General features: G+C 58.1%; 30 protein-coding genes. 22 read left to right on the top strand and 8 right to left on the bottom strand.

Going from position 1 to position 25,544, the window contains the following annotated elements; genetic code table 11:
• Nucleotides 1–3: 3 nt before the first annotated feature.
• From neuB to cysC, 10 genes are all read left to right on the top strand, one after another.
• Complete coding sequence (gene neuB / locus AB4N82_RS28420; RefSeq protein ID WP_032885372.1) at nucleotides 4–1,089, top strand: N-acetylneuraminate synthase; 1,086 nt, start codon at nucleotides 4–6, stop codon at nucleotides 1,087–1,089.
• Nucleotides 1,086–1,772 (top strand): acetyltransferase, encoded by a 687-nt coding sequence (locus AB4N82_RS28415; RefSeq protein WP_032885371.1) that lies wholly within the window; start codon nucleotides 1,086–1,088, stop codon nucleotides 1,770–1,772. The genes neuB and AB4N82_RS28415 overlap by 4 nt, the downstream gene beginning before the upstream one ends.
• Before the next feature lie 403 nt (nucleotides 1,773–2,175).
• Nucleotides 2,176–3,495: an N-acetyl sugar amidotransferase gene (locus tag AB4N82_RS28410; protein WP_338105013.1), complete on the top strand. Its 1,320-nt coding sequence runs from the start codon at nucleotides 2,176–2,178 to the stop codon at nucleotides 3,493–3,495.
• Nucleotides 3,492–4,253: an imidazole glycerol phosphate synthase subunit HisF gene (hisF, locus tag AB4N82_RS28405; RefSeq protein ID WP_032885369.1), complete on the top strand. Its 762-nt coding sequence runs from the start codon at nucleotides 3,492–3,494 to the stop codon at nucleotides 4,251–4,253. The genes AB4N82_RS28410 and hisF overlap by 4 nt, the downstream gene beginning before the upstream one ends.
• Complete coding sequence (hisH, locus tag AB4N82_RS28400) at nucleotides 4,246–4,896, top strand: imidazole glycerol phosphate synthase subunit HisH (protein WP_122763645.1); 651 nt, start codon at nucleotides 4,246–4,248, stop codon at nucleotides 4,894–4,896. Before hisF ends, hisH begins: the two co-directional genes overlap by 8 nt.
• Nucleotides 4,893–5,609, top strand: a complete 717-nt coding sequence (locus AB4N82_RS28395) for an acylneuraminate cytidylyltransferase family protein (RefSeq protein ID WP_122763644.1) — start codon at nucleotides 4,893–4,895, stop codon at nucleotides 5,607–5,609. The genes hisH and AB4N82_RS28395 overlap by 4 nt, the downstream gene beginning before the upstream one ends.
• Nucleotides 5,610–5,832: 223 nt before the next feature.
• Nucleotides 5,833–6,249: an acyltransferase family protein gene (locus tag AB4N82_RS28390; RefSeq protein WP_460104026.1), complete on the top strand. Its 417-nt coding sequence runs from the start codon at nucleotides 5,833–5,835 to the stop codon at nucleotides 6,247–6,249.
• Nucleotides 6,212–6,865 (top strand): acyltransferase family protein, encoded by a 654-nt coding sequence (locus AB4N82_RS28385; protein WP_460104024.1) that lies wholly within the window; start codon nucleotides 6,212–6,214, stop codon nucleotides 6,863–6,865. Before AB4N82_RS28390 ends, AB4N82_RS28385 begins: the two co-directional genes overlap by 38 nt.
• Nucleotides 6,866–6,970: 105 nt before the next feature.
• Entirely contained in the window at nucleotides 6,971–7,927 is a 957-nt protein-coding gene (locus tag AB4N82_RS28380; RefSeq protein ID WP_122763642.1) for a sulfotransferase, read from the top strand.
• Nucleotides 7,928–8,045: 118 nt separating this feature from the next.
• Nucleotides 8,046–8,666, top strand: a complete 621-nt coding sequence (gene cysC, locus AB4N82_RS28375) for an adenylyl-sulfate kinase (protein ID WP_122763641.1) — start codon at nucleotides 8,046–8,048, stop codon at nucleotides 8,664–8,666.
• Between the two features lie 22 nt (nucleotides 8,667–8,688).
• On the opposite strand, the gene AB4N82_RS28370 is transcribed toward cysC, so the two are convergent.
• Nucleotides 8,689–9,570, bottom strand: a complete 882-nt coding sequence (locus tag AB4N82_RS28370; RefSeq protein WP_122763640.1) for an EamA family transporter — start codon at nucleotides 9,568–9,570, stop codon at nucleotides 8,689–8,691.
• Nucleotides 9,571–9,673: 103 nt separating this feature from the next.
• Here AB4N82_RS28370 and AB4N82_RS28365 point away from each other — a divergent pair, with 103 nt between their 5' ends.
• The 3 genes from AB4N82_RS28365 to AB4N82_RS28355 all read left to right on the top strand — a co-directional run bounded on the left by AB4N82_RS28365 (nucleotide 9,674) and on the right by AB4N82_RS28355 (nucleotide 13,464).
• Complete coding sequence (locus AB4N82_RS28365) at nucleotides 9,674–10,456, top strand: AraC family transcriptional regulator (protein WP_032885362.1); 783 nt, start codon at nucleotides 9,674–9,676, stop codon at nucleotides 10,454–10,456.
• A gap of 94 nt (nucleotides 10,457–10,550) precedes the next feature.
• Nucleotides 10,551–12,104, top strand: a complete 1,554-nt coding sequence (locus tag AB4N82_RS28360; protein WP_099601605.1) for a DUF726 domain-containing protein — start codon at nucleotides 10,551–10,553, stop codon at nucleotides 12,102–12,104.
• Between the two features lie 40 nt (nucleotides 12,105–12,144).
• Complete coding sequence (locus AB4N82_RS28355; RefSeq protein ID WP_032885360.1) at nucleotides 12,145–13,464, top strand: Nramp family divalent metal transporter; 1,320 nt, start codon at nucleotides 12,145–12,147, stop codon at nucleotides 13,462–13,464.
• A 1-nt stretch (nucleotide 13,465) separates the two neighbouring features.
• Here AB4N82_RS28355 and AB4N82_RS28350 read toward each other — a convergent pair whose 3' ends face one another.
• Nucleotides 13,466–14,398: a LysR family transcriptional regulator gene (locus AB4N82_RS28350; protein WP_095186030.1), complete on the bottom strand. Its 933-nt coding sequence runs from the start codon at nucleotides 14,396–14,398 to the stop codon at nucleotides 13,466–13,468.
• A 118-nt stretch (nucleotides 14,399–14,516) separates the two neighbouring features.
• On the opposite strand from AB4N82_RS28350, the gene AB4N82_RS28345 reads away from it, so the two are divergent.
• From AB4N82_RS28345 to AB4N82_RS28335, 3 genes are all read left to right on the top strand, one after another.
• The gene (locus AB4N82_RS28345) at nucleotides 14,517–15,005 is read left to right on the top strand and encodes a DMT family transporter (RefSeq protein WP_460104020.1); all 489 of its coding nucleotides are present in this window, start codon (nucleotides 14,517–14,519) and stop codon (nucleotides 15,003–15,005) included.
• Nucleotides 15,006–15,009: 4 nt separating this feature from the next.
• Nucleotides 15,010–15,462 carry a DMT family transporter gene (locus tag AB4N82_RS28340; protein WP_122763639.1) on the top strand — a complete coding sequence of 151 codons (453 nt, stop codon included), beginning with the start codon at nucleotides 15,010–15,012 and terminating at the stop codon, nucleotides 15,460–15,462.
• An 89-nt stretch (nucleotides 15,463–15,551) separates the two neighbouring features.
• Entirely contained in the window at nucleotides 15,552–15,722 is a 171-nt protein-coding gene (locus tag AB4N82_RS28335) for a metallothionein (protein ID WP_095185981.1), read from the top strand.
• Nucleotides 15,723–15,774: 52 nt separating this feature from the next.
• Here AB4N82_RS28335 and AB4N82_RS28330 read toward each other — a convergent pair whose 3' ends face one another.
• Together AB4N82_RS28330 and AB4N82_RS28325 are read right to left on the bottom strand one after the other, a co-directional pair.
• The gene (locus tag AB4N82_RS28330) at nucleotides 15,775–16,047 is read right to left on the bottom strand and encodes a hypothetical protein (protein ID WP_032885357.1); all 273 of its coding nucleotides are present in this window, start codon (nucleotides 16,045–16,047) and stop codon (nucleotides 15,775–15,777) included.
• Between the two features lie 16 nt (nucleotides 16,048–16,063).
• The gene (locus tag AB4N82_RS28325; protein WP_032885356.1) at nucleotides 16,064–16,306 is read right to left on the bottom strand and encodes a DUF6555 family protein; all 243 of its coding nucleotides are present in this window, start codon (nucleotides 16,304–16,306) and stop codon (nucleotides 16,064–16,066) included.
• Nucleotides 16,307–16,422: 116 nt separating this feature from the next.
• On the opposite strand from AB4N82_RS28325, the gene AB4N82_RS28320 reads away from it, so the two are divergent.
• The 3 genes from AB4N82_RS28320 to AB4N82_RS28310 all read left to right on the top strand — a co-directional run bounded on the left by AB4N82_RS28320 (nucleotide 16,423) and on the right by AB4N82_RS28310 (nucleotide 18,440).
• Nucleotides 16,423–17,187 carry an AraC family transcriptional regulator gene (locus tag AB4N82_RS28320; RefSeq protein ID WP_095185980.1) on the top strand — a complete coding sequence of 255 codons (765 nt, stop codon included), beginning with the start codon at nucleotides 16,423–16,425 and terminating at the stop codon, nucleotides 17,185–17,187.
• Between the two features lie 88 nt (nucleotides 17,188–17,275).
• Nucleotides 17,276–17,449: a DUF1427 family protein gene (locus AB4N82_RS28315; protein WP_081797626.1), complete on the top strand. Its 174-nt coding sequence runs from the start codon at nucleotides 17,276–17,278 to the stop codon at nucleotides 17,447–17,449.
• Between the two features lie 31 nt (nucleotides 17,450–17,480).
• On the top strand, nucleotides 17,481–18,440 hold the full coding sequence (locus AB4N82_RS28310) for a quinone oxidoreductase family protein (RefSeq protein ID WP_122763638.1): 960 nt from the start codon (nucleotides 17,481–17,483) through the stop codon (nucleotides 18,438–18,440).
• A 67-nt stretch (nucleotides 18,441–18,507) separates the two neighbouring features.
• Here the strand turns inward: AB4N82_RS28310 and AB4N82_RS28305 are convergent, their stop codons facing one another.
• From AB4N82_RS28305 to AB4N82_RS28295, 3 genes are all read right to left on the bottom strand, one after another.
• Nucleotides 18,508–19,536 (bottom strand): purine-nucleoside phosphorylase, encoded by a 1,029-nt coding sequence (locus AB4N82_RS28305; RefSeq protein WP_122681444.1) that lies wholly within the window; start codon nucleotides 19,534–19,536, stop codon nucleotides 18,508–18,510.
• Between the two features lie 16 nt (nucleotides 19,537–19,552).
• Nucleotides 19,553–20,500: a nucleoside-specific channel-forming protein Tsx gene (locus AB4N82_RS28300; RefSeq protein ID WP_032885352.1), complete on the bottom strand. Its 948-nt coding sequence runs from the start codon at nucleotides 20,498–20,500 to the stop codon at nucleotides 19,553–19,555.
• A gap of 155 nt (nucleotides 20,501–20,655) precedes the next feature.
• Nucleotides 20,656–21,594, bottom strand: coding sequence for an AraC family transcriptional regulator (locus AB4N82_RS28295; protein WP_122763637.1), 939 nt, complete (start codon nucleotides 21,592–21,594; stop codon nucleotides 20,656–20,658).
• 253 nt (nucleotides 21,595–21,847) lie between these two features.
• Here AB4N82_RS28295 and AB4N82_RS28290 point away from each other — a divergent pair, with 253 nt between their 5' ends.
• Both AB4N82_RS28290 and AB4N82_RS28285 read left to right on the top strand, forming a co-directional pair.
• Complete coding sequence (locus tag AB4N82_RS28290) at nucleotides 21,848–23,113, top strand: ABC transporter substrate-binding protein (RefSeq protein WP_460105187.1); 1,266 nt, start codon at nucleotides 21,848–21,850, stop codon at nucleotides 23,111–23,113.
• A gap of 18 nt (nucleotides 23,114–23,131) precedes the next feature.
• A complete protein-coding gene (locus AB4N82_RS28285; protein WP_032885349.1) occupies nucleotides 23,132–23,905 on the top strand; it encodes an L-iditol 2-dehydrogenase in 774 nt (257 codons plus the stop codon).
• 140 nt (nucleotides 23,906–24,045) lie between these two features.
• Here the strand turns inward: AB4N82_RS28285 and AB4N82_RS28280 are convergent, their stop codons facing one another.
• Entirely contained in the window at nucleotides 24,046–24,738 is a 693-nt protein-coding gene (locus tag AB4N82_RS28280) for an NUDIX hydrolase (protein WP_122763635.1), read from the bottom strand.
• A gap of 147 nt (nucleotides 24,739–24,885) precedes the next feature.
• Between AB4N82_RS28280 and AB4N82_RS28275 the strand changes: the two genes are divergently transcribed.
• Nucleotides 24,886–25,533, top strand: a complete 648-nt coding sequence (locus AB4N82_RS28275; protein ID WP_122763634.1) for a nicotinamidase — start codon at nucleotides 24,886–24,888, stop codon at nucleotides 25,531–25,533.
• The last annotated feature ends 11 nt before the right edge of the window (nucleotides 25,534–25,544 follow it).

The raw sequence follows: 25,544 nt of genomic DNA, 5'->3' as shown, positions 1-25,544 counted from the left end.
CGTATGAAACTACCCAAAAAAGATGCGGTGTACGTTATTGCTGAAGCTGGTGTAAACCATAATGGTGAGCGCGAGTTGGCATTTGAACTGGTCGACCTGGCCGCGAGCGCTGGGGCAGATGCGGTAAAGTTCCAGACGTTCGATGCGCGCAAATTGGCATCTGCAAGTGCTCCCAAGGCCTTGTATCAGCAGGAAACGACCGACGCGGCTGAAAGCCAGTTGGCGATGCTGCAGAAGCTTGAACTGCCGCGCGCCTGGCACGCTGATTTGCAAAGCCATGCCAAAGCCCGTGGCATTGAGTTCATCAGCACTGCTTTTGATAGCGATAGCCTGGATTTTCTGTGTTCGCTGGATATTCCATTCTTCAAGGTTCCTTCGGGGGAGCTGACCAACGGACCTCTGCTTTGGCAGTTTGCCAGGACCGGGAAGGCACTCATCCTGTCGACGGGCATGGCGACACTGAGTGAGGTCGAGCAAGGTCTGGCTATCGTTGCGCACGCACTGTGTAATCAAACCGAACCGGCACATATGGATGAAGTTTGGCGGTGCTGGAGTGATGATGAGGCAAGAGGCCGATTGGCCGGCCATGTCACGCTGTTGCACTGTACTTCGCAATACCCTACGCCTATGGCGGAAGTTAACCTTCGGGCCATGGATACGCTGAAAGAAGCGTTCGGGCTTGAAGTCGGGTACTCGGACCATACGGAAGGATTACTGGTGCCCGTCGCCGCGGTCGCTCGTGGTGCGACCGTAATCGAAAAACATTTTACGCTGGATCGTTCCATGCCGGGCCCGGATCACAAGGCATCGCTGGAGCCCGCTGAGCTTGCTGACATGGTAAGGCAGATAAGGGCGCTGGAACTGGCCCTCGGGAAGCCGGGAAAATCGCCACAACCCAGTGAGTGGGATACCCGCAAGGCTGCTCGTCAGCAGGTAGTGGCGGCGCGCGAAATTACTTCGGGTCAGCGGTTCGCCCGCGCCGATCTGACCACGGCGCGCTCTGGCAGCGGCTTGCCTGCGACTGAGTTGTGGCAGCGAGTCGGAGCAGTGGCTTCGCGCAACTATCGCGCCGGTGAGATCATCGAATGAAGGAGTCTGGTCGCGACGTTTCCCTGCTTCCATTTGTCATTCTTGGCGCCGGGGGGCACGCGAAAGTGTTATTGGCGCTGCTTCAGTCGATGGGGGCGGTGGTGAAGGGGGTCTGCGATCCCGTTCTGGCGCAGAGTGGTATCGAGTTCTGGCGGGGTGTAAGGGTGTTGGGGGGTGACGAGGCGCTTAATGGGCTGGATCCTACCCAGGTGGCATTGGTCAATGGTCTGGGACAAGTTGTCGGCAGCGATCGCCGGATGAAGGTCTTTATGGAGCTGACCGCCAAGGGCTATACGTTTCCAGCACTTCTGCACTCGGCAGCATGGATCGACTCAACTGTAGTGCTGGAGGCGGGTGCCCAAGTCATGGCCGGGGCAGTGATTCAGCCCGATTCCGTCATAGGTGCCAACACGATCATAAATACCGGGGCCAGGGTCGATCACGACTGTATAATCGCAAGTCATGTTCACATCGCTCCCGGGGCTGTTTTATGCGGTGGAGTCAAGGTGGCGACTGGCGCATTTGTTGGCGCAGGTTCCACCACCCTGCAAGGCCTTAGTATTGGCGAGAGCGCCATCGTGGCGGCGGGAAGTACGTTGGTCAGGGACCTGCAAGCAGGGCATTTGGTGGTGAGTTCTCCAATGCGGATTCGTGAGTCGAAATTTAAAGTTGAGCCAAAATAATCATGAGCTCAGTTGACCAACTTCCTCTGGAAAAATGCGCTTGTCGGGCCCTTGGTCGCAACCCATGAAGTGGGCTGCGCAAGCATTGTGCGTCTGACGCATGCCAGTGGCGTTCAACAGTTTCCAGTTGATGTCAGTCAACACGGTAGGAAAAAACGTTAAGCGACTGAAGATGCAAAAATAATGGCCTCCATGAGAGGCCGATAAACCGAATACACGTAAGCGCTGGTATCTACGTGTGGACCCCGCTTTAATCGATGAAATCGTTTATTTTGGGGGTCAGAGCGATATACCACTGTTGTTCGAGCGCGTGCAGCATGCGGGGCGTAAGCGATACAGACCCAGCGACCCGCTGTTGGTACGTACAAGTACACTGTTCAATAAATAATTTCGTGATTGGAGATTGGTTTTGAAAATTGCCCCGAGTTCATCTATAGATCTTTCAAGGTTCAGCAAGCCAAAAAATGAACTGGAAGTTTATTACGGGTTGCCGCGCGACGTTAAGTTCTGCAAAAAGTGCAACATGTCGAACCAGCAGCCGATGTCGAGCAATGAGTACGCGCACAGCAATGGCTCGACCAAGACAACCTTGAGCTTCGACGAAGAGGGTGTATGTCACGCGTGCCGTTTCAACATCCTCAAGGAAGACGGTGAAATCGATTGGGACGAGCGTGAGCGCGAACTCGTCGAGTTGTGCAATCAGCATCGTAAGTCCGACGGCACCTATGACTGCATCGTCGGTGGCAGCGGTGGTAAAGACAGCGCGATGCAGTCTCACCTGCTGAAGTACAAATACGGCATGAATCCGCTGACCGTGACCTGGTCGCCGCACTTGTATACCGATATCGGTTGGAAAAACTTCCAGCAGTGGCTGCATGTCGGTGGCTTCGATAACTATCTGTATACCCCCAATGGCAAGATTCACCGCCTGCTGACCCGCAACGCGACAATCAATCTGCTGCACCCTTTCCAGCCGTTCATCCTGGGGCAGAAGACGTTCGTTGCTAAAATGGCAGCGCAACTGAATATTCCGTTGATCTTCTACGGAGAGATGCCAGGCGAGTACGGCGAAAAGATTTCCCATAAAACCTCAAGCTACGCTGCCGCCAATGAAGTAGCGGAAAGCGAGGGTTTTTCGCTGGATTATTTCGGTGGCAAAGACGTCCGCGACGTTTACCTGGGTGGCAAGAAAATTGGCGAATACCTGGACGAAGGCGTTCCGCTGGTCGACCTGAAAAGCTATCTGCCAATGCCAGCCGAAGTGCTTGAGCGCAAGGGTATCGATTTCAAATACCTGGGTTACTACAAGAAGTGGGTACCGCAGGAAGCCTACTACTACGCCGTAGAGAATACCGGCTTTGAAGCCAACCCTGTTCGCACCGAGGGGACGTACTCCAAGTACAACAGCCTCGATGACAAGGTAGATGGTTTCTTCTACTTCACGCGTTGGATCAAATTCGGCGTGGGCCGCTCGATGATGGACTCTGCTCAAGAGATTCGTAACCATCACATCGACAAGGACGAAGCAATAGCTTTGATGCAGCGTTATGAAGGTGAATATCCATCGCGCTACGAAAAGGAATTCCTGGACTACATCAGCATGACCCGTGAAGAGTTCCTGGAAACATGTGATCGTTTCCGTTCTCCGCACCTGTGGCATGTGGTTGATGGCGAGTGGAAACTGCGTTACACGCCTTGGAATCCTCAGGTTAACGCTGAATGAGCAACACGCGACTGATTGCCCGCCTTGATGTGAAAGGTGCCAATCTCATTAAAGGCATTCATCTTGAGGGGCTCCGCGTAATCGGGTCCCCTAACGAACATGCTCTGCGCTACTACGAGCAGGGCATTGATGAGTTGATCTATATGGACTGCGTCGCGAGTCTTTATGGGCGCAACAGCCTGAGTGAGTTGATCAAGCAGGCGGCAGAGAATGTCTTCATTCCTCTGACCGTCGGCGGAGGCGTGCGATCGGCTGACGACGTCGCTCATCTGCTGAGGTGTGGTGCCGATAAGGTCGCCGTTAATACCGCAGCGGTCCGCAATCCGCAGTTGATCACCGAGATCGCTCGGCGCTTTGGCAGCCAATGTATGGTGTTGTCAATTGAGGCAAAAAGCGTCTCGCCGGAACGTTGGGAAGTGTTCACCGACAATGGCCGTGAAAGCACGGGTATTGACGTCGTCGACTGGGCAAAACAGGCGGCAGCGTTAGGTGCCGGAGAGATTTTGCTGACCTCGGTCGACCGCGAAGGAACGCGTAAAGGCTTCGATCTGGCACTTGTTCAGGCGGTAACCGATTCAGTCAATATTCCTGTTATTGCCAGCGGCGGTATGGGTAAAGCCCAAGATGCCGTCGAGGTGGTCAGGATGGGGGCGGATGCAGTAGCTATGGCTGACATTCTTCACTATAAGCGAGCATCGCTGGCTGACATCCGAACAGAAGCCTCTGCTGGCGGGATCCGGGTTCGAACCTATGAGTAATGTAGTAACAGTTATCGATTATGGCGTAGGTAATCTTTTTAGCGTACGTCGTGCGCTTGAGTACTGCGGTGCGACCGTAAACCTGGTATCCGATCCCGATGCGTTGAAAGGCGCCACTAAGGTTCTACTGCCAGGTGTGGGGGCCTTTTCCAATGCGATGACGATGTTGTCGGCGAACGGAATGGATCAGGCAATCAAAGAGTACGCCTCATCTGGTGCGCCACTTTTCGGCATTTGCCTTGGAATGCAGCTGTTGTTGGATTGCAGCCATGAGTTTGGCCTTATCAACGGGTTGGGATTGATCCCAGGTTCCGTAGAACCGATACCTGCCGTTGATAAGAGCGGTGCGCGTCTGAAAATCCCTCATATTGGTTGGTCAGATCTGGTTTGTGCCGCAGGGCGTGCTTCCTGGGAAGGAACATTGCTGGCCTCGATAGAACCGCACAATAGCGCGGTCTATTTTGTGCACTCCTACATGGCTGTTCCTGAAGATGGTGCTCATCGCGTTGCGGATTGCCGGTACGGCGATACGGCTGTGGCGGCGGTTATCGGGCGCGACAATGTGTGGGGCGCTCAATTTCATCCGGAAAAAAGTGGCAAGGTCGGGTTGTCGATGTTGCGCGACTTTGTGGCGCTGAAATGAAAATCCTGGCAATCGTACCCGCGAGGGGCGGATCCAAACGGCTACCCGGAAAGAACATCAAGGTTCTGGGTGGGCGGCCGTTGATTGCATGGACAATTGAAGCTGCGCAGCAAAGTGGCGTTGTTACCGATGTCGTGATCTCGACGGATGATGTTGCTATTGCGGACGTTGCCCGCACGTTTGGTGGCAGTGTCCTCAGTATGAGGCCTGCGCATTTGGCCACTGATATCGCCAGCAGTTTTGACGTAGTGGTGCAGGTGCTGGATGAATATGAAACCGTTCACGGTGCCGTGGATGGTGTCATGTTGCTTCAGCCCACCTCGCCCTTTCGTTCGGCAGAATCCATTCGGCGTGCGGTATTGCAGTATCAGCAGGATGTTTCTCGCTCCGTTGTCAGTGTTGCAGCAGCCAGCTCTCATCCCGCTTGGTGTTTCAGGCTGGAAGGGGACACCATGACGCCTTTCCTTGGTTGGGAGAGCCTGTCGAAGCGATCGCAGGACCTGGAACCGGCCTACACATTGGACGGGGCCATTTACCTGCTGGCGCCAGATGTTCTTCGTGAGCAGAAGCGTTTTTTAGGCCCCGGGACCGTGCCGTTAGTAATGACGGACAGTCGCGAGTCGCTCGATATTGATACTCTCGAGGATTGGGACATTGCGGTACGCATGCTGGAACAGGCTGCGATATATGGCCTTACGCCAAGAAACGATTAAGTTTTAAAAGCCGTCATTCTCATTTGAATGGCGGTTTTTTTTGTGTGTGTGCTGGGCATTCTGGTTATTTGCAGGTGCAGCCCGCAGTGGGCGCATAATAATATGGCCAAAAAGCGTTTATCTCTTTATTCCAATAAAGTCACAAATGTCTGAATGGTATTTTGACTAATAATAAAGAAGGTAGCTTTTTGTGATTAATAGATTAACCGCTGGTCAGTCAACCATGCTCGATGCAATACGAGCGTTGGCTGCTTTTGTAGTTTTAGTAGGGCATACGTTTTCATTAGTAGTTCCTGATAGTTGGTTTGGTAAGGTGATGCCATTTCAAAGCTTGGCGGTAGTTGTGTTTTTTTGGCTTTCAGGATTTCTTATCGTCTACCAATGCTTGAGTAAGAAAAAGTACAGTTTTGGCGAGTACATGATAGATCGCTTTAGCAGGATATATGTTTTATATATTCCGGGGCTGATGATTACATTTTTGGTTTGTGTTGTTGTTTTGGGCCGTGCTCCGCCAACGGCTTGGGATTCTGTTGGGCACCTTTTTCAGCTTCAGCACACGCCTTTCGCCAGGATGATCGGAGGCGTCCCGCCTATAAATATCTATGGGGGGAAACAGTGTTCTTTGGACGATAGCTATTGAGTGGTGGCTCTATGTCTTTTTCGGTATTGCCTTTTTTTGGAGGTCGATGGGAAAGATTGAGAAATCGCTTGCGGTACTGCTGTCATGCCCCGCGACACTGGTGGTGGGGTATTTCACAGTCTGGGAATCGGTAGCATGGGAGTGGTTTCTGGGTGCCGCCTGCGCAGCTATATTTGTCTATGCGCCTCAGATGGGGTGGCGGCAGGTTGTTGTCCCCCTCATGGCTGTTGTGGCTGGGATTCTCTGGAAATTTCAAAAACTCTCGCTTGCCAGTCAGATAAATATGTATGACTTACAGCTTCTAATTCTTTCGGGTGTAGGGCTGATGCTGGTCGTATTGGCAAGCAAGGATCTTCGTATTCCTTCCCCCGTCAGGTGGGTGACTGCAACGGGTGCATATGTGTCCTATGCGTTGTATCTGACACATGAGCCGATTCGTGTTCTGGTGGCGCAATATATAGATCCATCGCGCGTGTCTAATGCCTGGCTGTCAGTATTTATATGCATTATGTTTGCTGCAATGTGCGCGTGGTTGCTGGAGAATAAACACATCACATTACGTGTCTGGCTGAAAAGAAAGTTGATCACTCCTAAGGAAGCGCTGGTTATAGGGTAGGTGACGAAACCGACCTAGGCTAACGCCGGCAGACTGCCGCGGGGCGCTAAATTTACTCATGGGGTGGCGCCGATCGTTATCGGGGTACCCTCGACAGGATATTTAATGAAGCTTATTCACATTGGCCTCCCCAAGTCAGCGTCAACTTACATACAAGCCGCGGCACAGCAGCGGGGCGACGTACAGGTGCTTCAATGGCACAATTACGCCCAGAATATTGTTCACGCGGCTTCGCTGGAAGCTTATCTAGACGGTCCGGGGGAGTCGAATATAGCGCCACACCAACCACGGGCAGATGCCCCTGTTTTCGTGAGCTGTGAAGAACTCTGCGGCTGGGCGCCGAGACCGGTAACGGCACTTGAAATTCAAACGTACCAACGCCTGGTCGCGGCGGCGCTGAAGCATGAGTTACCCGACGCTAAAGTGCTGATTGTGACAAGAAGCCCGTTGTCGTTTGTGGACAGCTACTACAATCAGGCGGTGAAAGAGGGCGCTTCTGAAAGCCCTCGTGTGTTTACCGAACGCTGGCATGCCATGTTGCTCGGGTTATTGAATTACGCGAAGTTGTATGATCTTTACGCTTCCCTGTTTGGCGCATCAAACGTACTGGTTATTCCCGTAGAGTTGCTGCGTGACGACCCCGGTCGTTTCTACGACATGATTGAGGGGCACGCAGGCTTTACCTTGAGGCCTCGTTCCCCAGAGAGTATTCAACATAACCGCTCACTGACCGGGCATGAACTTCAGGCTATGCGAGTGCTGAATCGAATTGTAAAAGTACTTTCAGCAGATCAACAAGGAAAGCCCGAACCGTTCCTGCTACCTCATTTGAATTCGATAAAGCGCAGCTTTTTATCGTATTACGTTGAAAATGACCCCAACTCCATGCGACGAAGCCGACGCTTACTAAGCGCGGCTGGGGTCAGCGTAGATAAACGCCATGTCTCAACAGTACTTCTTGAGAAATGGCGTGAGGGAATTATTAGTGGCTTGGACGGATTGAGAGGGCACTCTTTTCCGAGTGAGTATTTATCCAGTTACCTGGCAGACGTTGGTGAGTGATCGCCTCACAAGTTCCTCACGACTGATGCGCCCAAGACTATTTTCTACAATCAGACGGTGCTGAGCTGAAAGCTCGGCGAGTTCTAATTCATGCGTTGGGATACGCGGGATCACGCTTATGAAATCGCCTGTCAATACCTCTAACCTGACGTCTGTCAGTCACCATGTGACCCAGGCTGAGCGCGCCCATTACATGGGGACAAAAGGCGCTGTGATTTGGTTTACGGGCCTTTCTGCGTCCGGAAAGTCGAGTTTGGCGATGGCCTTGGAGGCGCATCTACTGAGGTCTGGCTGCGCGTGCTACACACTGGATGGAGACAATATTCGCAAAGGACTTAATGCCAACCTGGGATTTTCAGAAGACGACAGGACAGAGAACATACGGCGGGTCGGTGAAGTAGCCGCACTATTTGCAGATGCGGGCATGATTTGTATCACTGCGTTTATCTCCCCCTATCGCGAAGGGCGTGCGCGCGCTCGTGCCGCAGCCGGCAACACGTCTTTCCATGAAATCTATATTGCGGCAGACCTTGCAACGTGTGAGGTACGTGACCCCAAGGGTTTGTACCGCAAGGCCCGAGCCAGAGAAATTCTCGACTTCACGGGTATAGATGCGCCTTACCAGCCGCCCTTGAACCCTGATCTGGTCATTGATACGGCTAACCAGACGTTCGAGCAAAGCCTTAAACAGCTAGTAGATTACGTTGCTGAGCATATTCCTACGAAAGTTGATCGTTGATGGACGGCTTTTGGGTCGAAGACTATTTTGTGTTTTCGCTCAAGCGCGGTCCGTAGCGGGGAACTAACCCCACCGCCAACCCGACGATGATGATTGCAATCGAAATCAGGTTCGGCGTGGAAACGTGCTCACCGATGATCAACATCGAACTGCTGATCCCGAACACGGGAATCAGCAACGACAGCGGCGCCACTGTGGACACGGGGTACAGTTTTAGCAGCGAGTTCCAGCCCCAGTAGGCAAAGTGCGTGGCCAGGTACACCTGGAACAGGATGGACAGTATCGCTGCCAGGTCGAGGCTGGCGTTCAAGCCTTCGAACGGGCTACTGCCGTGCATCCACCAGGCCATGAGGAACAGTGGAATCGGCGGAAACAGGCTGGCCCATACCATGAACGAGAAGATCTCCTTGACCCCGGACTTCTTGATGATGACGTTGCCCACGCTCCAGGCCAGCGCACTCAATACGATCAACATCACCCCAAGGACGGCGTGGTTGCCTTCCTGAGTGGAAATGATGCCCGCCAGGCCGCTGAGCGCCAGCAAGGCGCCGACGATCTGCGCCTTGCGGATGTTCTCCTTGAATAGTAAAAAACCCCAGCCCATGGTGAAGAACACGCTGAGTTGAATGATCAATGAAGCAATACCAGGGCTCACACCGATCTGGATCCCGTAGTTGATTACGCCCCACATGCCCAGCCCGAAGATAAAACCGTAGGCGGCTACGTAGCTGAACTTGACGGCGGGGCGCTTGATGAAGAACACCAGGGGCAGGGCTGCCAAGGCAAAGCGGATGCCGGTGAGCACAAAGGGGTCGATCGAGCGCAGGCCTAATTGGGTGATGGGGAAATTCACTCCCCACACCAGGGTGACGAGCACGGCTAGCGCCAAGTGTTTTTTCAGCATGGAATGTTCCCTAGGTCATGACGCTTCTTTAAGGGCGTTGATGTTAGGGGCAGTTCGATTGGCCCGCTTGCTATGTCAGGTCAACTTTTGACAAGATCGGGCCATGATTCCAGCCTTTGATTTTTCCAGCCCTGACGCCGTGGTGACGCTACGCGAATACCCCAATGGCACTGTTTTCGAGCGGCACACGCACGCGCGTGGGCAGTTCGCCTATGCCTCCACCGGTGCGTTGAAAATGTTCACCGACCTCGGCAATTGGGTGGTGCCGCCGCAGCGGGCGATTTGGGTGCCCGGTGGTGTGCCCCATGAAATGCAGATGCGCGGGGAGGTGGTGATGCTCAATACCTACCTGAACGCCGATGCCGTCCTGCGCGCGGGGTTGCAAGCGCGCTGTCAGGTGTTTGAAGTGTCGCCCTTGCTCAGGCATTTGCTGGAGGCGGCGCTGGCTATCGATCCCTCAATGCCACTCAATGTGAGGCATCGCTGCGTGTTGACGCTGCTGATTGATGAGATCGGCGCCATGCCTGAGGTGCCCCTCAGCGCACCATTGCCTGGCGAACCACGGCTGGCGCGGGCCTGTCAGCGTTTCCTGGAGGCGCCCACGCAAAAAATCACCCTCGACGAGATGGCTGAGTGGTCGAACATGAGTCGACGCACGTTCACCCGCCATTTCCAGGAAAGCACGGGGATGACGTTTGTGTCCTGGCGCCAGCAGGTGTGCCTGCTGGAAGCCACTGCGCGGCTAAGCCATGGCGCTTCCATCACCGAGGTGGCGCTCGGGTTGGGTTTCAGCAGCTCCAGTGCGTTCACGTCGGTGTTCCGGCGCAACCTGGGGGATTCTCCGGCGCGCTACCTGGCGAACTCAAAGGCTGGCGCGCAGTTCTGAGGCTTTTGCTGCTGCCACGTCGGTCAGGATTCACCTCCCTTGGGCCTTGCCTTTGTTACTATCGCCCACCCTTGTCACCCGGAGTCACCGCCCAATGCAACACCAGTGGGATGAAATGCACCGCACCCGCAAGCCCACATTCCTACTGTGTGGCGAGCCTCAGGGGGACGTGCTCAATCTCTATGTTCACGGTTATTCGGCGTTTTTCAACCGGCAACAACTGGGCAATTTCAAGGCGCAGTTGGCGGGCATCGAAGGCTCCACCAACCTGATGCTGTTCTGGCCCGCGGGGCACTTCCTGGAAAACCTGTTTGCGCCTTTCAAGGACGTGATCGGCGCGATGCTCGGCGGCGGCAGTGTCGGCGCAGCGACCGTCGGTGTGGGCAAGGCGATTGCCTATTTCCTCGACCACTACAAAAGCGTCGAGGCGCGGGTGGACGAAGTGGCCAAGAGTTTGCTGCCGGAGCTGGCGGGTTACCTGCACGGTGAGTCGCTGAACGTGCGGCGTATCAACCTGATCGGCCATTCCCTGGGCGCGCGGATTCTGGTCAAGAGCCTCCTGGCCAGCCCTGAAACCGCGCGTGAACTGCCGTTGGACAATCTACTGCTGATGGGCGGGGCGATCTGTACGTCGAGCCCGTGGGATGAGGTGTCGGCGCCACTCAAGGGCCGGCTGATCAACTGCCACTCCAGCAAGGATTGGGCGTTGGCCATTAAGCCGGACACCGAGCGCTGCATTGGTCGTTATGCAATCGAGGTGACGCCGGCACTCAAGGCCAAGATCACCAATGTGCACTTGGCTACCTTCGATCACGCCGCCTATTGGCCGCAATTGCAGACGGTGGTGCAGTACACCGACCTGTTGCACGAGCGGCGCGGCATGATCCGCTCCGACCAGCGCAGCAGCGAGGTGCGCTTTGCCGAGGAGGATGTGGAACTGTTCCCAGCCTTGGTGCAGGCGCGGCCGGATGAGTTGAAATTCCTCGCCGAACTGATGGCGCAAAAGCGCAGTGCATCGATTGATGCCAAGGTGCGCGAGCCGCTCAAACTGGCCATCGAGTTACAGCGCATGGGCGGCGATAGCTTTATGAACCTGGCTCGTGGGCATGGCGTAAGTTATCGCCAGATCGCCGAAGACGTGGCGCAGCGCCTGGGGATCAAGTTTGACGAGTCGCTTGAAACGGTTGCGCTGGCAGAGATCGAAACCCAGGTCGCGCAAAAGCTGATCGAGCAGTACAAGGACAAGCTCAGTAATGCCGACCGGCAGGTCTTCGACGCGGAGCTCAAGGCGGCCGCGCAAAAAGAGCAGGGCCTGTTCAAGCGTTTCGATGTTGGGCGCTCGGCCACCACGGCTTTGAGCGGCACGGCGCTGGCGGGGCTGACCGGGTTTATCCTGCGTCGTGGGGCGGCCTCAGCGATTCCGGTGGTGGGGCAGGCACTGGCGGCCGCGATGCTGCTGGTGAGTGGTGTTCGGGCGTTTTCCGGTCCGGCGTATTCGATTACGACGCTGGCGGTGTTGGTGATCGGTGTGATTCGCCAGCGCATGGAGCGTGAGGCGCTGAACCAGGAGATGGACCTCGTGGTGCAGGTGGTGGAAGCGTTTGACCTGCCACGGGACACGGTGATGCGCACGGTCGCGTCCGACTGATAAGCTGCGCGCTGTCGAGTGTGTTTGCCTGGGATACCGCGTGAAATTCAGCCTGCCGAAAATTGCTACCGCCCCGTTCTGCCCGCCGGAAGTGGCGGGCTCTGTCGCCGTTGATCCCAAGGCGTCGTTCTTCAAACGTGCCCTCATGTTTGCCGGCCCCGGCCTGCTGATCTCCATTGGCTACATGGACCCGGGCAACTGGGCTACGGCCATCGAGGCCGGTTCGCGCTACGGCTACAGCCTGCTGTTTGTGGTGCTGCTGGCCAGCCTGGCGGGGATGGCGGTGCAGTGCCTGTGCTCGCGACTGGGCATCGCCACCGGCAAAGACCTGGCGCAGCTATGCCGCGAGCGCTACAGCAAGCGCTCCGCCCGCACCCAATGGGCGTTGGCGGAAATCTCCATCATTGCCACCGACCTGGCCGAAGTGCTCGGCTGCGCCTTGGCGTTTCACCTCCTGCTGGGCGTTTCCCTGACGACCGGTATTGTGATCACGGCCTTTGACACGCTGCTGATCCTTGCCCTGCAAAACCGAGGCTTTCGCCGCTTGGAAGCGATCATGCTGGCGTTGGTGGCGACCATCGGGGTGTGTTTCTTTATCGAGCTGGTGTTGATCAAACCGTATTGGCCGGACGTCTTCAGCGGCTTCACGCCGTCACTGTCGGCCATCAGCGATGCCGCGCCGCTGTACCTGGCCATCGGCATTCTGGGCGCTACGGTGATGCCCCATAATCTTTACCTGCACAGCTCAATCGTGCAGACCCGCCTGATCGGTAAAGACCTGGCCAGCAAACAGGACGCGGTCAAGCTGGCGCGCATCGACACCATCGGCTCCCTGGCCCTGGCCCTGCTGGTCAATGCCGCCATCCTGGTACTCGCCGCCGCCGCATTCCACAAGACCGGCCACACCGACGTGGTGGAAATCCAGGATGCTTACCACCTGCTCGATCCGTTGGTGGGTGGCGCCTTTGCCAGCATCCTGTTCGGCGTCGCCTTGCTGGCGTCCGGGCAAAGCTCGACGTTTACCGGCACCATCGCCGGACAAGTGATCATGGAAGGCTACCTGAACCTGCGCATTCCCTGCTGGCAGCGGCGCCTGATTACCCGGGGGCTGGCGCTGATCCCGGCGTTTCTCGGGGTGTGGCTGATGGGTGACGATGCCATCGGCAAATTGCTGATCCTGAGCCAGGTGGTGCTGAGCCTGCAGCTGCCGTTTGCGCTGTATCCGCTGATTCGCATGACTGGCGACAAGCAACTGATGGGACCGTTTGTGAATAGCCTGCCCACCAGGGTGTTGGTGTGGTTTCTATTTGTGGTGATCAGTGGGGCGAATGCATGGTTGATTGGGCAATGGGTGTTTTGAGTCAGCGATCCCAATAAGGCACCGCCCCAAAACACTCCACAAAGTAATCAATCACGGTCCTCACCTTCAGCGACAAGCGCCGGCTCCCTGGCCACAACGCCGCAATTTGCTGCGGCTCCAGCGTGGTCGCCACTTCGTACTCCGTCAGCACCGCGTGCAACGTGCCGGCGCGCAAGCTTTCACCGATCAACCAGGATGGAAACACCACCAGCCCCAGGCCTTGTTCGGCGGCGTGGGTGAGGGTGTCGGCGTGGTTGCCAGTGATCGGGCCTTTGACGCTGTAGGGCGTCCAGTCGCCTTGGTCGCGGCGGAAAAACCAGCGTTGTTGGCCGGTGATGCCCTTGTACGCCAGGCATTGGTGGTTGATCAGTTCATCGGGGTGCGAGGGCGTGCCGTGCTTCGCCAGGTAAGCAGGGCTGGCGGCGATGCGAAAGCGCTGGGGCGCAAAGATACGGGCCTGCATGCCGGAGTCGTTGAGCACGCCGATGCGAAATAGCAGGTCGGTGCCATCTTGCAGAGGGTCGACGTAGGTGTCGGTTTGCTGGATATCCAGTTGCAGCTTGGGGTAGCGGCGGCACAACTCGCCCAGCCAGGGCGAGAGGTGACGCTGGCCGAACACCATCGGCGCATTGATACGCACCAGGCCGCTGGGCTCGCTTTCCTGTTCCTGCAGGGCCTGGCCGGCGGCTTCCAGTTGTTCGAGCATCAGGCGCGCGTGCCGCCCTAGCAGGCGCCCAGCCTCGGTGGGGCTGACGGCGCGGGTGTGCCGATACAACAACTGTTGCCCCAGGGCCTGCTCCATTAATTGGATCTGCCGCGAGATCGAGGAGGGCGCCAGGCTTTCGCGGCGCGCCACTTCGGAGAAGCTGCCGTGGTCCAGCACTGCGACGAACAGGCGCAGCGCCTTGAAACTCAACTCGTTCAAACCCTGCATCATGGCTCCAAGCTGTGCGTTTTGCGCAAAGGTGTTGTTGGTATGCTCCCATTTATCGCACAGGACGGCCACTGGATAATGCGCGCCATTAATCCATTTGTTGATGCGCAGGTGATGTATGCAGGCCAGTTCTATCGAGGGTGTGGCGAACGCCACGCCGAAAAAAAACCTTCTGCGGTTGCTGTTGTTGCCGCTGGTGATCCTCGCCGGTATGGGCTTGTCGGTGGAGGCCGGTTTACTCGGCCCGTTGGGCGTGCAGGTGGGGCCCCTGTGGGCGACGTTGAGCATCTTCGGCGTGGGCTCGGCGATTCTGTATTTGCTGCTGCTGTTCAGCGGTCCGCAAAAAGGCCCGGCGCTCACGGACTTGCCGCGCTGGCAGCTGATCGGCGGTTTTCTGGGGCCGATGTACGTGGTGGTACTGACCCTGGCCACGCCGCACATCGGTATTGCGATGACCATGATCGCGATTCTGTCGGGACAGGTGGGCAAGAGCGTTTTGATCGACCATTTCGGTTGGTTCGGCACGACGCGCAAGCGAGTCAATGGAGAGCGCTGGATCGCGCTGGCGTTGATTGTGGTGGCACTTGTTCTGATCGCACGAGGGTAAGACGATGAATCTGATTCTGTTGTTGGTACTGGTCATCGCGGCCGGTGCGGTATTGAGTGTGCAGGCGGCGATCAACGGTCGCCTGGGCCAGACGGTGGGTGTGTTGCGCAGCAGTTTGCTGACCTTTGCCGTAGGCGCGCTCACCACCGCGATGTTGATTTTCTTCTTTGAACCGGCACAGGCGTTGAGCCTCTTGGACGTGCCTAAATGGCAGCTGACCGGCGCGCTGTTCGGCGTGGTGTACATGATGGTGATGGTCGGTGCGGTGCCGGTGGTCGGCACGGCGGTGGCCACGGTGGCGGTGATCACCGGGCAGTTGGGCATGGGCATGCTGATCGATAACTTCGGCTGGCTGGGCAACCCTGCCATCGAATTGTCGGGCGGTCGCATGCTGGCGATGGTGTGCCTGGCGCTGGCGCTGGTGTTCATGTATCGCAGCAATACGCGCACCGACTGATGGTTTGAACGATCTGCGTGAGCCGGCAGTCATTGCTTAAGGTGCCGGCGCTCGCCGTACCGAGACGACCATGATGAAGGAGTCTGACCATGCCAGATCAAACCTGTGCCTGCCCACACTGCAAATGTGTATTGGGTGTCGAAGCGGTGATGAAAGACGGTAAGGGCTATTGCTGCCAGGGCTGTGCCGAACACCATGCCCATGGTGAACCCTGCGCTGCGGCTACGGGCTGCGAGTGTGCCAAGTCGGCCAACGGTTGAATGCGGTGGGAGCGGTCAAAACCGTTCCCACATTTGATCTATCTGTTAGCTGCTATTGGGTTTCCAACTCCAGCCGGAGGCTATGGTCCGACAGGCGCTGCCGACCTCTGACCACCCCGCTGGTCCGCCGTCCCTCCAGGGCAAACACCACCGTTTTCGCTGCATGCAGATCATCCGGGAGCGGCTGAAACACCTTCAGTACGAGTCTGTCGGGTTTGCGCTGCACGCTCACTTGGCATTCCACATGCCTGGCCAGTGGGCCAAACAGGGTGTCCTGGGTGTAATCAATCCGTGCCTTGCCATTGACCTGGCCGCATACATTCATGGGTATCTCTCCTTGATCAAGCCTGGGCGCGCGCGTCCGAGCGGCGCCATTGCACGTTGGTGATGCCGAATTTCTCGGCCTGAACCTGGCTGGTCTTCTTGACCTGCTCCCGGGCGAAACGGCCAATACGACCGACGCCGGCATCGCAGCTTGCCCAATGCCAAGCTTCGGCGGCATCGAGTTTTTCCAGGCGGATAATGAATGACTTGGCCTCGCCATGGAGGGTGTAATCGATCACAAACAGTTTTGCGTTATTCATCGGCCCATCAACCCTGGTGGTGTAAGCAAGTGATCGCCACGAGCGCCAAAAATTCACTCGGATTGTCGGGCGGTGGTCATTACCATGGTGGCTCATCCTAGACTGACGTACGTCCCATGGCTCTGGCCGCGCCACCTGACCTCAGTGATCACGCTGTCCCCGTGCAACCTCTGGCGCGTACTTACCCGCGTGGGTGGTATGTGGAACCCCACAGGCACGAGTGGGGCCAATTGCTTTACGCCATGAGCGGCGTGATGTGGGTCGAGACCCCACGCGAAGCCCTGGTGGTGCCGCCCCAGCGCGCGGTATGGCTGCCGCCGGGTGTCGAGCACGGGATTCGCGTAGTGTCGGATTTGCAGATGCGCAATATCTACCTGCGTCCTGCCTTGGCGGCGACGCTGGACAGCCAGGTGCAGGTGATTGAGGTCGGTGGGTTGCTGCGCGAGTTGATCGTCACGCTGGTGGAGGAGGGCGATAGCGGCGACGGTGCGTATTACGACGCGGTGGTCGGCCTGGCCCTGCTGGAGTTGCAGCGGGCGCGTCGCTCCCGGATCCGCATCGCCATGCCGGTTGAAGCCGACCGTCGACTGATCAGCGCGTGCCAGGCGGTCATGGCTGCGCCTTCCCTGGTGATCCCCTTCGAGCAGCATGCCGAGGTGGCCGGTGCCAGCGTGCGTACCCTGGCGCGGCTGTTCCAGAACCACCTGGGCATGGGGTTCGCCGAATGGCGCCGGCAAGTGCAACTCGCCACGGCGGTGGCGGAGTTGATCCAGGGCCAGTCGGTCAGCGGGATTGCGCGGTCCCTGGGCTATTCGCCGAGCAGCTTCAGCGACATGTTCCGCCGCGAACTCGGTGTGGCCCCTTCGCACTACACCGGCTGAGGTTTGGCCGAAATCCTGAAGCAGTTGGCCGATGCCAGCGGGAGGGGCTCCCTACACTGAGCCCACCAACCCACACGGCGCTGCCCCCATGAATTACTTGATTTCCCTCGCCATTGGCCTGTTTGTCGGCGTGATTTATGGTGCGCTGGATTTTCGCTCACCCGCGCCGCCGGCCATCGCGCTTGTCGGCCTGATGGGCATGTTGATCGGCGAAAAACTGTGGCCCATGGGGCGACAGTTGGTCAGTGCCTGGTTGTCCTGAAGTCTTTTTCTTTTCGATGGATGTACTGCCCATGAAAGCCCTGCAATTTTCCGCCACTGGCGATCTCAATGCCCTCAGCTTTATCGACGTCCCCACACCGGTGCCGGGCGCTGATGAAGTGTTGGTAAAAATCCAGGCTGCGGGCCTCAACCCCAGCGATGTAAAGAACGTGCTCGGTCGCTTCCCTTACACCACGCTGCCACGCATTCCTGGTCGCGATTTTGCTGGCGTGGTGGTTGAAGGCCCGCAGGCATTTGTGGGCCGGGAAGTCTGGGGCACCGGCCGCGATCTTGGTTTTTTTGCCGATGGCTCCCACGCTCAATACCTCACGGTGTCTGCCAAGGGCGTGGCCCATAAGCCTACGCATTTGAGCTTTGCCCAGGCGGCGAGCCTGGGTGTGCCGTACACCACCGCCTGGGATGCGCTGGAGCGCAGCGGTGTGGGCAAAGGCACGCGGTTGATGGTGATCGGCGCCAACGGTGCCGTGGGGAGTGCGGCGTTGGCCCTGGCGAAAATCCGTGGCGCCCGGGTGCTGGCGGCGGTGCGCAGGGTTGAGCAGGTCGAGGTTTTGCAGGCGCAAGGTTTCGAGGCGATTAGCCTCGCTAAACCGCAAGACTTGGGTTCGCAAGTGAATGCCGTGTTCGCAGGCGGCGCCGACGTAATCTTCGACACCACCGGTTTCTGGCTGCCTGCCGCCGTGGCGGGTCTGGCGGCTTTTGGCCGTATCGCCATCATTGCTGCGCCCGTGGACGGTCATGTGCAATTGCCGGCTCTGGCGCTGTACCGCAAGGGAGGTTCGGTGGTGGGGATCAATTCATTGCTCTACAGCTGCGAGCAGTGCGCGGTGATGCTGGAGCAGTTCGGGCGCTTTTTTGATGAGGGGCTGCTGCCGCTGCCGGTCGGCCTGCGCGAAGTGGCGCTGGCCGAAGGGACGCAGTGCTACGAAGACGTGAACCAGGGCAGTGCAGACAAAATCATCTTCCTGCCCTGATACGGTCCCGTAGGCGCCGGCTTACCGGCGATTGGCCCTAAGCACGCCATCGCCGGCACAGGAATCGTCACGCGTCGGGAACACCTTTTTCCCAGGCTGACCAGTTGTTGAGGATTGCCTGTACCAGCGGATTGCCCGTGCGGTACAGGTTTTCCAGCGCCGGCACGAACCCGCCCTGGTCCGCATAGTTGAGCAGGTTATCCACCTCGCTGTAACCAGGGTAAGGCCGGTCGAAGTCGGAACCTGCTCGCACCACGGCCAGGCGCTGAATATCCACCAAGCCCTCGCGACTGGCGCGCAGCAGGGCCTCATAGGTGGAGTTATCTTCCTGCTGGGTGGTGCAGTATTCGCCTTTGTTATCCGTGAGCAGCTTGGTCCAGACCTCGGCGCGTTCGCTCAGGCGCGTGCCGGAGAACCACGTGTTGCCCGCCAGGGTGTCGCAGCGGGTGACTTGCGGCGGCTGGTTGGCCGGGGCGGCGGGGTAGTGCTTGCGCCAGGCCGTCGACTCTTTGCTTTCCGTCAGCTCGACTTTCTGCGACAGGGCAAACGCCTTGGCTTGCAGCTTGGGGTTGAGCTCAAACACTTCGGTCTTGTAGTCCAGCGGCGGTTTTTCGTTGGGGCCTTTGGTGTTGATGCCGATGTAGCCGGTCGGCCAGTCCTTGGGCGCATCGCGCGAATCCAGTTCCCACTGCGTACCAAACTCCACCAGGTAATGCGCCCAGGCAGCGGTGCCGATGGTGCCGTGCTTGGGGCTGATGCCGGCGATCCCGGCAATCAGGAAGTAGCTCTGGCGCAGGTCGAACTTGGGCGACAACGCCAGGGCCAGGGTGGAGGCGGCAGCGTTGGTCTGGCCCATGCCGGTGACGAGCAGGCACACGTCCTGGGTGTTGCAGCGGATCACCGGGTATTCGGCGGACAGGCCCGGCACGCGCACTTCTTGCTTGAGTTGCAGGCGGTCGATCCAGGTTTGTGCCTCGGGCGCGAACATGGTGATCAGCATCACTTTGGGTTTGATCGGTGCCGGGGTATCTGCCAGCACCAGGTGCGGCAACAGGGCCATGCCGATGGCCATCGATAGACGGGTAAACGTGTTCATCTCACATGCTCCTTGATCAGAATTGGTAGCCGACACCGGCGTAGTAGCCCCAGCCATCGGAGCGGGCGCGGAAGTTGCCTTCGCCGAAATTCAACTCGCTGCCATCTTCCCAGTTGCCGCCGTTATGGAAGTAGCGCCCGACCAGCGTGAAGCGCAGGTGGGTGAACGAGTACAGCAGCACGTTGGTCGCCACCATTGAATTGGCGGTGCGCGCCGGGTTGTCCTTGTGCAGGTTGGAGCCGAAATCGTAGTTGGTGAAGCCGATGTAGGTCAGCGAAGCGCCGTTGTCGAACTTGCCGATGGGCACGATGTACTTCATCTGGGCGCGATAGCCGTCCCAGGAATACTCATTGCTGGCACCGTAGTTTTCCCACTGGTAGCGCCCATAGAAGTTAGCCGACAGGTTGACCCGCGAGTGGGTGTCGATGTCGGTGCCCAGGCCGCTGTACAGGGTGTTGGCGCGGTTTTCCTTGTTGCTGCCGTGGTCGTAGATCCAGTCGAACGCCACGTACCATTCCTTGAACGGCCCGATGGCCAGGCTGCGACCGGCCAGGTAGTCGATGGAGATGCGCGGCTCATGCTCCATGAACACCGGCGAGCCGTGGTCCCATGCGCCTTTGTCGTTGCTGTTGCCAATGCCGAGGATCTTCGGCACGTCGATGTAGCCATACAGCTCGAAGGGCCCTTTGCGGCCGAAGTACTCGTATTCCAGGTAAATGTCATCGGACGGCTTGGGGCCGAAGCTGATGTCTTTGCTGCCGATCAGCGTCAGGTCCTGGTTGAACCATTGCGACAGGTAAGGGCCTTTATTCGATTGGGTGGCTTCAGGGCTGAGGGTTTCGCCCTGTGCTGAGTCATTGGCAGGTGTTTCCTGCGCCAAAATGGGTGTGCTGAGTACTCCCGTAACGGCGGCCAGTAGCAAGGAAACACCAAAGCAGGCGCGAGGCCTTGAGGTGAGGTGCATTGAAAGTCCCTATTCGTACGCGGTTTGAACCCGATTGCTCAGGTAAGGGGGAACTTGGCGGTCAAGTTCGTACCGCAAACGTTTGCACAGGCTGTACCAACTTTGCCCAATGGCTTGAATGGCCTAGAAAAAAGGCGAATTAGTCGACCTTTTGATCAGAAATGACTGGGTGTCATTTTTTCAATGGGATTGAACAGATGCATCGCGGTGTCGCGGCGATATTCGCTCGGCGTCTGGTTCATCTCGATGCGAAAGTGCCGGTTGAAATTGGACAGGTTGGCGTAGCCCACTTCAAAGCAGATATCCGCCACCGACCGCTCACTGTGCAGCAACAGCCGGCACGCGCGCTGCACGCGAAATTTGCGCATCAGGTCGATAAAACCGTGGCCGGTGTTGCGTTTGAAGAACCGCGAGAATCCCGGTTCGCTCATCTCCAGTTGCTGAGCGATGACCGACAGGCGCACGTCGCCAGTGAGTTCGCGCATCAGGTAGTCGAAGGCCTTGTTGATGCGTTCAGCGCTGCGGGCATCCAGCGTGGGCGCGTAGCAGGGGCTGGCCAGTGCCTTGACTTGGATGGGCGGCGCGTTTTTCAAGGTGTCGAGCAATTGCAGGAACAGGATCAGCCGTTGCAGGCCATGGGCACTACCGATGGCTTCCAGCAGGTGCGCAGCCTTTGCGGCGCTGTCACCGGTGAACTCCAGGCCGCGCCGGGCCTGTTCGAACAGCGGCTGCAAATCCCCGAGTTCCGGCAAGGTATTGCGCAGGGCGAGCAGGGCGGCGCCATCGAATTGCAGCACCACATCGCGCCCGCTCAAGTGTTCGCCGGGGGCCAGTTCGCCTATCCAGTCGTGGGGCAGGTCCGGGCCGATCAATGCGACATGGCCGGCGCTGAATGCACCGATATAGTCGCCCGCCACCAGCTTGCCGGTGCCTTGGCGGATCAGGTGGATTTCAAATTCGGGATGGTGGTTCCAGCGCGCCAGATCATAGGGGTAATCGTGTTCGAACCACCGAAAGCAGTGGTCGGGTTCAGTCAAGATCACTTCGAGTTCGGCGGGGCGGTGCTCGAACAGTTCGGCGCGGCTGACGGGCATGGTGCTGCCTCTTGTGCGTTGGATTACACCAAAATACGCGGGTTTGCACGGGGCAGGCTACCCCCGCTTTCGCCCCGCACTGATACTTTTTTGATCCTGGGTGTGCGGTTAAAAAAGTATCAGCCGCGCATTCGCCAGGCGTTTGTGAGGGCTTGGCCAAGCTGCTGTAATCGGTGCTCAACAACAAAAACAACAGGTGGAAACCGCCATGTTAACGCTTCCCAAAGCACTGTTACTGCTGTCCGGCCTGGCTATGGCTATACCCGGCCATACGGCCGACACCGTGACCATCGCCACGGTTAACAACAGCGACATGATCCGCATGCAGCGCCTGTCCAAGGTGTTCGAAGAGCAGCACCCGGGCATCAAACTCAACTGGGTAGTGCTTGAAGAAAATGTTCTGCGCCAACGCCTCACTACCGACATCGCCACCCAGGGCGGGCAGTTCGATGTGCTGACCATCGGCACCTACGAAACCCCGTTGTGGGGTGCCAAACAATGGCTGGAACCGTTGACCGAGCTGCCGGCCGATTACGACGCCGACGATATCTTCCCCTCAGTGCGCCAGGGCCTGTCGGTCAATAACACCCTCTACGCCTTGCCGTTCTACGGCGAAAGCACCGTCACCTACTACCGCACCGACCTGTTCAAGAGCGCCGGCCTGAGCATGCCCGCGCATCCCACCTGGACCCAACTCGGCGAGTTCGCCGCCAAACTCACCGCCAAGGACAAGGGTCAGTACGGCATGTGCCTGCGGGGCAAGGCCGGCTGGGGGGAGAACATCGCGCTGTTGAGTACCATGGCCAACGCCTTTGGTGCGCGCTGGTTCGACGAACAATGGAAGCCCGAGCTGACCAGCCCCGAATGGAACGCCGCCGCCAACTTCTACGTCAATACCCTCAAACAATACGGCCCGCCAGGCGTGTCGAGCAACGGGTTCAACGAAACCTTGGCGCTGTTCAACAGTGGTAAGTGCGCGATCTGGGTCGACGCCAGCGTCGCCGGTTCCTTCACCACCGATACCAGCCAGAGCAAGGTTGCCGACAGCGTCGGTTTCGCCGCCGCGCCTACTGAGGTGACCGACAAAGGTTCATCCTGGCTCTACGCCTGGTCCCTGGCGATCCCGGCCACTTCCAAGCACAAGGACGCCGCCAAGGCCTTTATCACCTGGGCCACTTCCAAGGACTACATCCAACTGGTCGCCGATAAAGAGGGCATCACCAACGTACCGCCGGGCACGCGCCAATCCACTTACAACGAGGCTTACCTCAAGGCCGCGCCGTTTGCCCAGGTGACGCTGGAGATGATGAAACACGCCGACCCCGCCCATCCTTCAGCCAAACCGGTGCCGTACGTGGGCATCCAATACGTGACCATCCCCGAGTTCCAGGCCATCGGCACCTCGGTCGGCAAGCTGTTTTCAGCGGCGCTTACCGGTGGCATGACGGTTGACCAGGCCTTGTTGCAGGCGCAGTCCACTACCGAGCGCGAAATGAAACGCGCCGGCTATCCCAAGTAACCTTGACGGACAACACCCATGAAACGACTGGAAGGTAAAAGCGCGCTGATCACTGGATCGGCGCGCGGGATTGGCCGCGCGTTTGCCCTGGCCTACATCAATGAAGGCGCGACGGTTGCCATTGCCGACATCAACCTGCAACGTGCCCAGCAAACTGCCGCCGAGCTGGGCCCTCAGGCCTACGCGGTCGCGATGGATGTCACTGACCAAGCCTCCATCGATGGCGCGATTGCCGCCGTGGTGGCCCATGTCGGGAAGCTGGATATCCTGGTCAACAACGCAGCGCTGTTCGACCTGGCGCCCATCGTCGACATCACCCGCGACAGCTTCGAGCGGCTGTTCGCGATCAATGTCGCTGGCACGCTGTTCACCTTGCAGGCTGCGGCCCGGCAGATGATCCGCCAGGGCCACGGCGGCAAAATCATCAACATGGCCAGCCAGGCCGGGCGGCGCGGTGAGGCGTTGGTGGCGGTGTACTGCGCGACCAAGGCAGCGGTGATCAGCCTTACGCAGTCGGCGGGGTTGAACCTGATCAAGCAAGGGATCAACGTCAACGCCATTGCCCCCGGTGTGGTCGACGGTGAGCATTGGGACGGGGTGGATGCGCTGTTCGCCAAGCATGAAGGGCTGGCGCCTGGCGAGAAGAAACGGCGGGTGGGGGCAGAGGTGCCGTTTGGGCGGATGGGTACGGCTGAAGACCTCACCGGAATGGCAATCTTCCTGGCGTCGAAGGAGGCTGATTATGTGGTGGCCCAGACCTACAACGTCGACGGCGGCAATTGGATGAGCTAAAGCCATACCCCAATCAAAACTGGGGGAGGGGGCTTGCTCCCGATAGCGGAGGATCAGTCACTTTATTTGCGGACTGTCACACTGCTATCGGGAGCAAGCCCCCTCCCACATTTGAACCTCATCGCGCTTGAAAAGGGTGCTTAGTCGGCAAAACTGCGATCAAAGAAGTAAACCGCCCCAGGCTTCAAGTTTTCCACCGTCGCCTGGGGCCTGCCGCCCTCGCCATGCTTCTTGCGCCCCGTCTCGCGCAAATATCCCGCCTCCGTCAGCTTCAACAAGCGCTGGCGAATACTGGTCTTGAGCACCGGCCGCTCCAGCACCAGGGAAAAGATCGTGGTTGCCTCCGGCGCGCTGAACTCATTGCCCAGGAACATCAGCGGCAAGCTGCTGTACAGCGACTTGGAGAACAACCGCTCCTGCACGGCCGCGACGATGCTGTTGTGATCGAACGGCAACTTGATGCTGCCGTCCGCCACCGCCTTCAACCCAAACCAGCCTTGATGCTCCCCCAGCTGCACCTCATCCGCGACGATCGCCAAGTAGTACGTTGACGACGACCAGCAACGCGGGTCGCGAAACGCATCGCCCACCGTGCCCACTTGCTCGCTCCAGGCCAGCTCCAGACCGACTTTGTCACTAACGCGCAAGCGTTCCACCGCATCCTGGAGGCTCAGATCTTGCACGCCGCCATTCACCACCACGCCCGGCAACGCCCAATGCCCGGCGAAGGGCTCGGCGTCGCGCTTGTTCAGCAACAGTTTCAGTTCCCCAGTTGCGCGGCAGTAAAAAAGTACGCAGAGGTCGACGGTGTGGAGGTAGGCGCTAAGTGGCATATGAAATCCTTCTGAACGGCGAAGAGGGCTCAGTCTAACGGATCGAAAAGATATGTCATGTGCTTGAAGGCGAATAGATAAATAAATGTTTCTTGCAATGAAAGTACATGACGTGTACTTTTGTTTCCAGGCCACAGGAGAACAGCCATGACCCTTTCGAAAACTGCCCTTGCTTCTTTCGATGTCGATCCTCAGAAGAGCTTCACGCCGCTGTGCCCCAACGAATTGCCTGTGGCCGGTGGTGACCAGATCGGTGCCGAACTCAACTACATGGCCAGCCTCGCCGGCTATCGCGTCGGCAGCAAGGACGCCCACACCCCGCAAGCACCCTGGGTGGTCGCGCAGCCCAGCGAGATGCTGCAACCCACCGGCCTGACCCACGCCGACCTCACATGGGTCAGCCACTGCGTACCGGGCACTGAAGGTTTCACGTTGCTCGACGAACTGCCCACGCCCTATGACTACGACTACTTCATCTGGAAAGGCGTCGAGCCCGACCTGCACCCCTACGGTGCTTGCTACCACGACCTGCACGACAAGCTGTCCACCGGAGTCATCGAGTACCTCAAGGCTCAAGGTGTCACCCGTGTGATCGTTGGCGGTCTGGCCCTGGACTACTGCGTCAAAACCACCGCACTGCAATTGCTCAAGGCCGGCCTGGAAGTCGTGCTGCACCTGCCGGCGTGCCGCGGTATCAGCGAGGAGGGCGGCGTACAGGCTATCAATGAGTTGCTCAAGGCTGGTGCCGGCATCAGCCGCACCCGCGAAGAACTGGCCGCGATGGCCACGCGTTAAGGAGATTTACC

It is taken from the genome of Pseudomonas sp. H1_D04, assembly GCF_054683855.1.
Note: the sequence above shows the minus strand (reverse complement) of the source record. Positions and strands in the feature narration are given on the sequence as shown.

What these genes read in the sequence shown, in the direction of transcription:
- AB4N82_RS28365 (WP_032885362.1), top strand. Translation starts at nt 9,674, where the DNA reads ATGATTCCAGCCTTTGATTTTTCCAGCCCTGACGCCGTGGTGACGCTA.
- AB4N82_RS28275 (WP_122763634.1), top strand. Translation starts at nt 24,886, where the DNA reads ATGACCCTTTCGAAAACTGCCCTTGCTTCTTTCGATGTCGATCCTCAG.
- AB4N82_RS28325 (WP_032885356.1), bottom strand. Translation starts at nt 16,306, where the DNA reads ATGAATAACGCAAAACTGTTTGTGATCGATTACACCCTCCATGGCGAG.
- AB4N82_RS28320 (WP_095185980.1), top strand. Translation starts at nt 16,423, where the DNA reads ATGGCTCTGGCCGCGCCACCTGACCTCAGTGATCACGCTGTCCCCGTG.
- AB4N82_RS28290 (WP_460105187.1), top strand. Translation starts at nt 21,848, where the DNA reads ATGGCTATACCCGGCCATACGGCCGACACCGTGACCATCGCCACGGTT.
- hisF (WP_032885369.1), top strand. Translation starts at nt 3,492, where the DNA reads ATGAGCAACACGCGACTGATTGCCCGCCTTGATGTGAAAGGTGCCAAT.
- AB4N82_RS28280 (WP_122763635.1), bottom strand. Translation starts at nt 24,738, where the DNA reads ATGCCACTTAGCGCCTACCTCCACACCGTCGACCTCTGCGTACTTTTT.
- AB4N82_RS28330 (WP_032885357.1), bottom strand. Translation starts at nt 16,047, where the DNA reads ATGAATGTATGCGGCCAGGTCAATGGCAAGGCACGGATTGATTACACC.
- AB4N82_RS28305 (WP_122681444.1), bottom strand. Translation starts at nt 19,536, where the DNA reads ATGAACACGTTTACCCGTCTATCGATGGCCATCGGCATGGCCCTGTTG.
- AB4N82_RS28370 (WP_122763640.1), bottom strand. Translation starts at nt 9,570, where the DNA reads ATGCTGAAAAAACACTTGGCGCTAGCCGTGCTCGTCACCCTGGTGTGG.
- neuB (WP_032885372.1), top strand. Translation starts at nt 4, where the DNA reads ATGAAACTACCCAAAAAAGATGCGGTGTACGTTATTGCTGAAGCTGGT.
- AB4N82_RS28340 (WP_122763639.1), top strand. Translation starts at nt 15,010, where the DNA reads ATGAATCTGATTCTGTTGTTGGTACTGGTCATCGCGGCCGGTGCGGTA.
- AB4N82_RS28315 (WP_081797626.1), top strand. Translation starts at nt 17,276, where the DNA reads ATGAATTACTTGATTTCCCTCGCCATTGGCCTGTTTGTCGGCGTGATT.
- cysC (WP_122763641.1), top strand. Translation starts at nt 8,046, where the DNA reads ATGAAATCGCCTGTCAATACCTCTAACCTGACGTCTGTCAGTCACCAT.
- AB4N82_RS28285 (WP_032885349.1), top strand. Translation starts at nt 23,132, where the DNA reads ATGAAACGACTGGAAGGTAAAAGCGCGCTGATCACTGGATCGGCGCGC.
- AB4N82_RS28395 (WP_122763644.1), top strand. Translation starts at nt 4,893, where the DNA reads ATGAAAATCCTGGCAATCGTACCCGCGAGGGGCGGATCCAAACGGCTA.
- AB4N82_RS28345 (WP_460104020.1), top strand. Translation starts at nt 14,517, where the DNA reads ATGCAGGCCAGTTCTATCGAGGGTGTGGCGAACGCCACGCCGAAAAAA.
- AB4N82_RS28390 (WP_460104026.1), top strand. Translation starts at nt 5,833, where the DNA reads ATGCTCGATGCAATACGAGCGTTGGCTGCTTTTGTAGTTTTAGTAGGG.
- AB4N82_RS28360 (WP_099601605.1), top strand. Translation starts at nt 10,551, where the DNA reads ATGCAACACCAGTGGGATGAAATGCACCGCACCCGCAAGCCCACATTC.
- AB4N82_RS28335 (WP_095185981.1), top strand. Translation starts at nt 15,552, where the DNA reads ATGCCAGATCAAACCTGTGCCTGCCCACACTGCAAATGTGTATTGGGT.
- AB4N82_RS28350 (WP_095186030.1), bottom strand. Translation starts at nt 14,398, where the DNA reads ATGCAGGGTTTGAACGAGTTGAGTTTCAAGGCGCTGCGCCTGTTCGTC.
- AB4N82_RS28300 (WP_032885352.1), bottom strand. Translation starts at nt 20,500, where the DNA reads ATGCACCTCACCTCAAGGCCTCGCGCCTGCTTTGGTGTTTCCTTGCTA.
- hisH (WP_122763645.1), top strand. Translation starts at nt 4,246, where the DNA reads ATGAGTAATGTAGTAACAGTTATCGATTATGGCGTAGGTAATCTTTTT.
- AB4N82_RS28415 (WP_032885371.1), top strand. Translation starts at nt 1,086, where the DNA reads ATGAAGGAGTCTGGTCGCGACGTTTCCCTGCTTCCATTTGTCATTCTT.
- AB4N82_RS28295 (WP_122763637.1), bottom strand. Translation starts at nt 21,594, where the DNA reads ATGCCCGTCAGCCGCGCCGAACTGTTCGAGCACCGCCCCGCCGAACTC.
- AB4N82_RS28380 (WP_122763642.1), top strand. Translation starts at nt 6,971, where the DNA reads ATGAAGCTTATTCACATTGGCCTCCCCAAGTCAGCGTCAACTTACATA.
- AB4N82_RS28310 (WP_122763638.1), top strand. Translation starts at nt 17,481, where the DNA reads ATGAAAGCCCTGCAATTTTCCGCCACTGGCGATCTCAATGCCCTCAGC.
- AB4N82_RS28385 (WP_460104024.1), top strand. Translation starts at nt 6,212, where the DNA reads ATGGGGGGAAACAGTGTTCTTTGGACGATAGCTATTGAGTGGTGGCTC.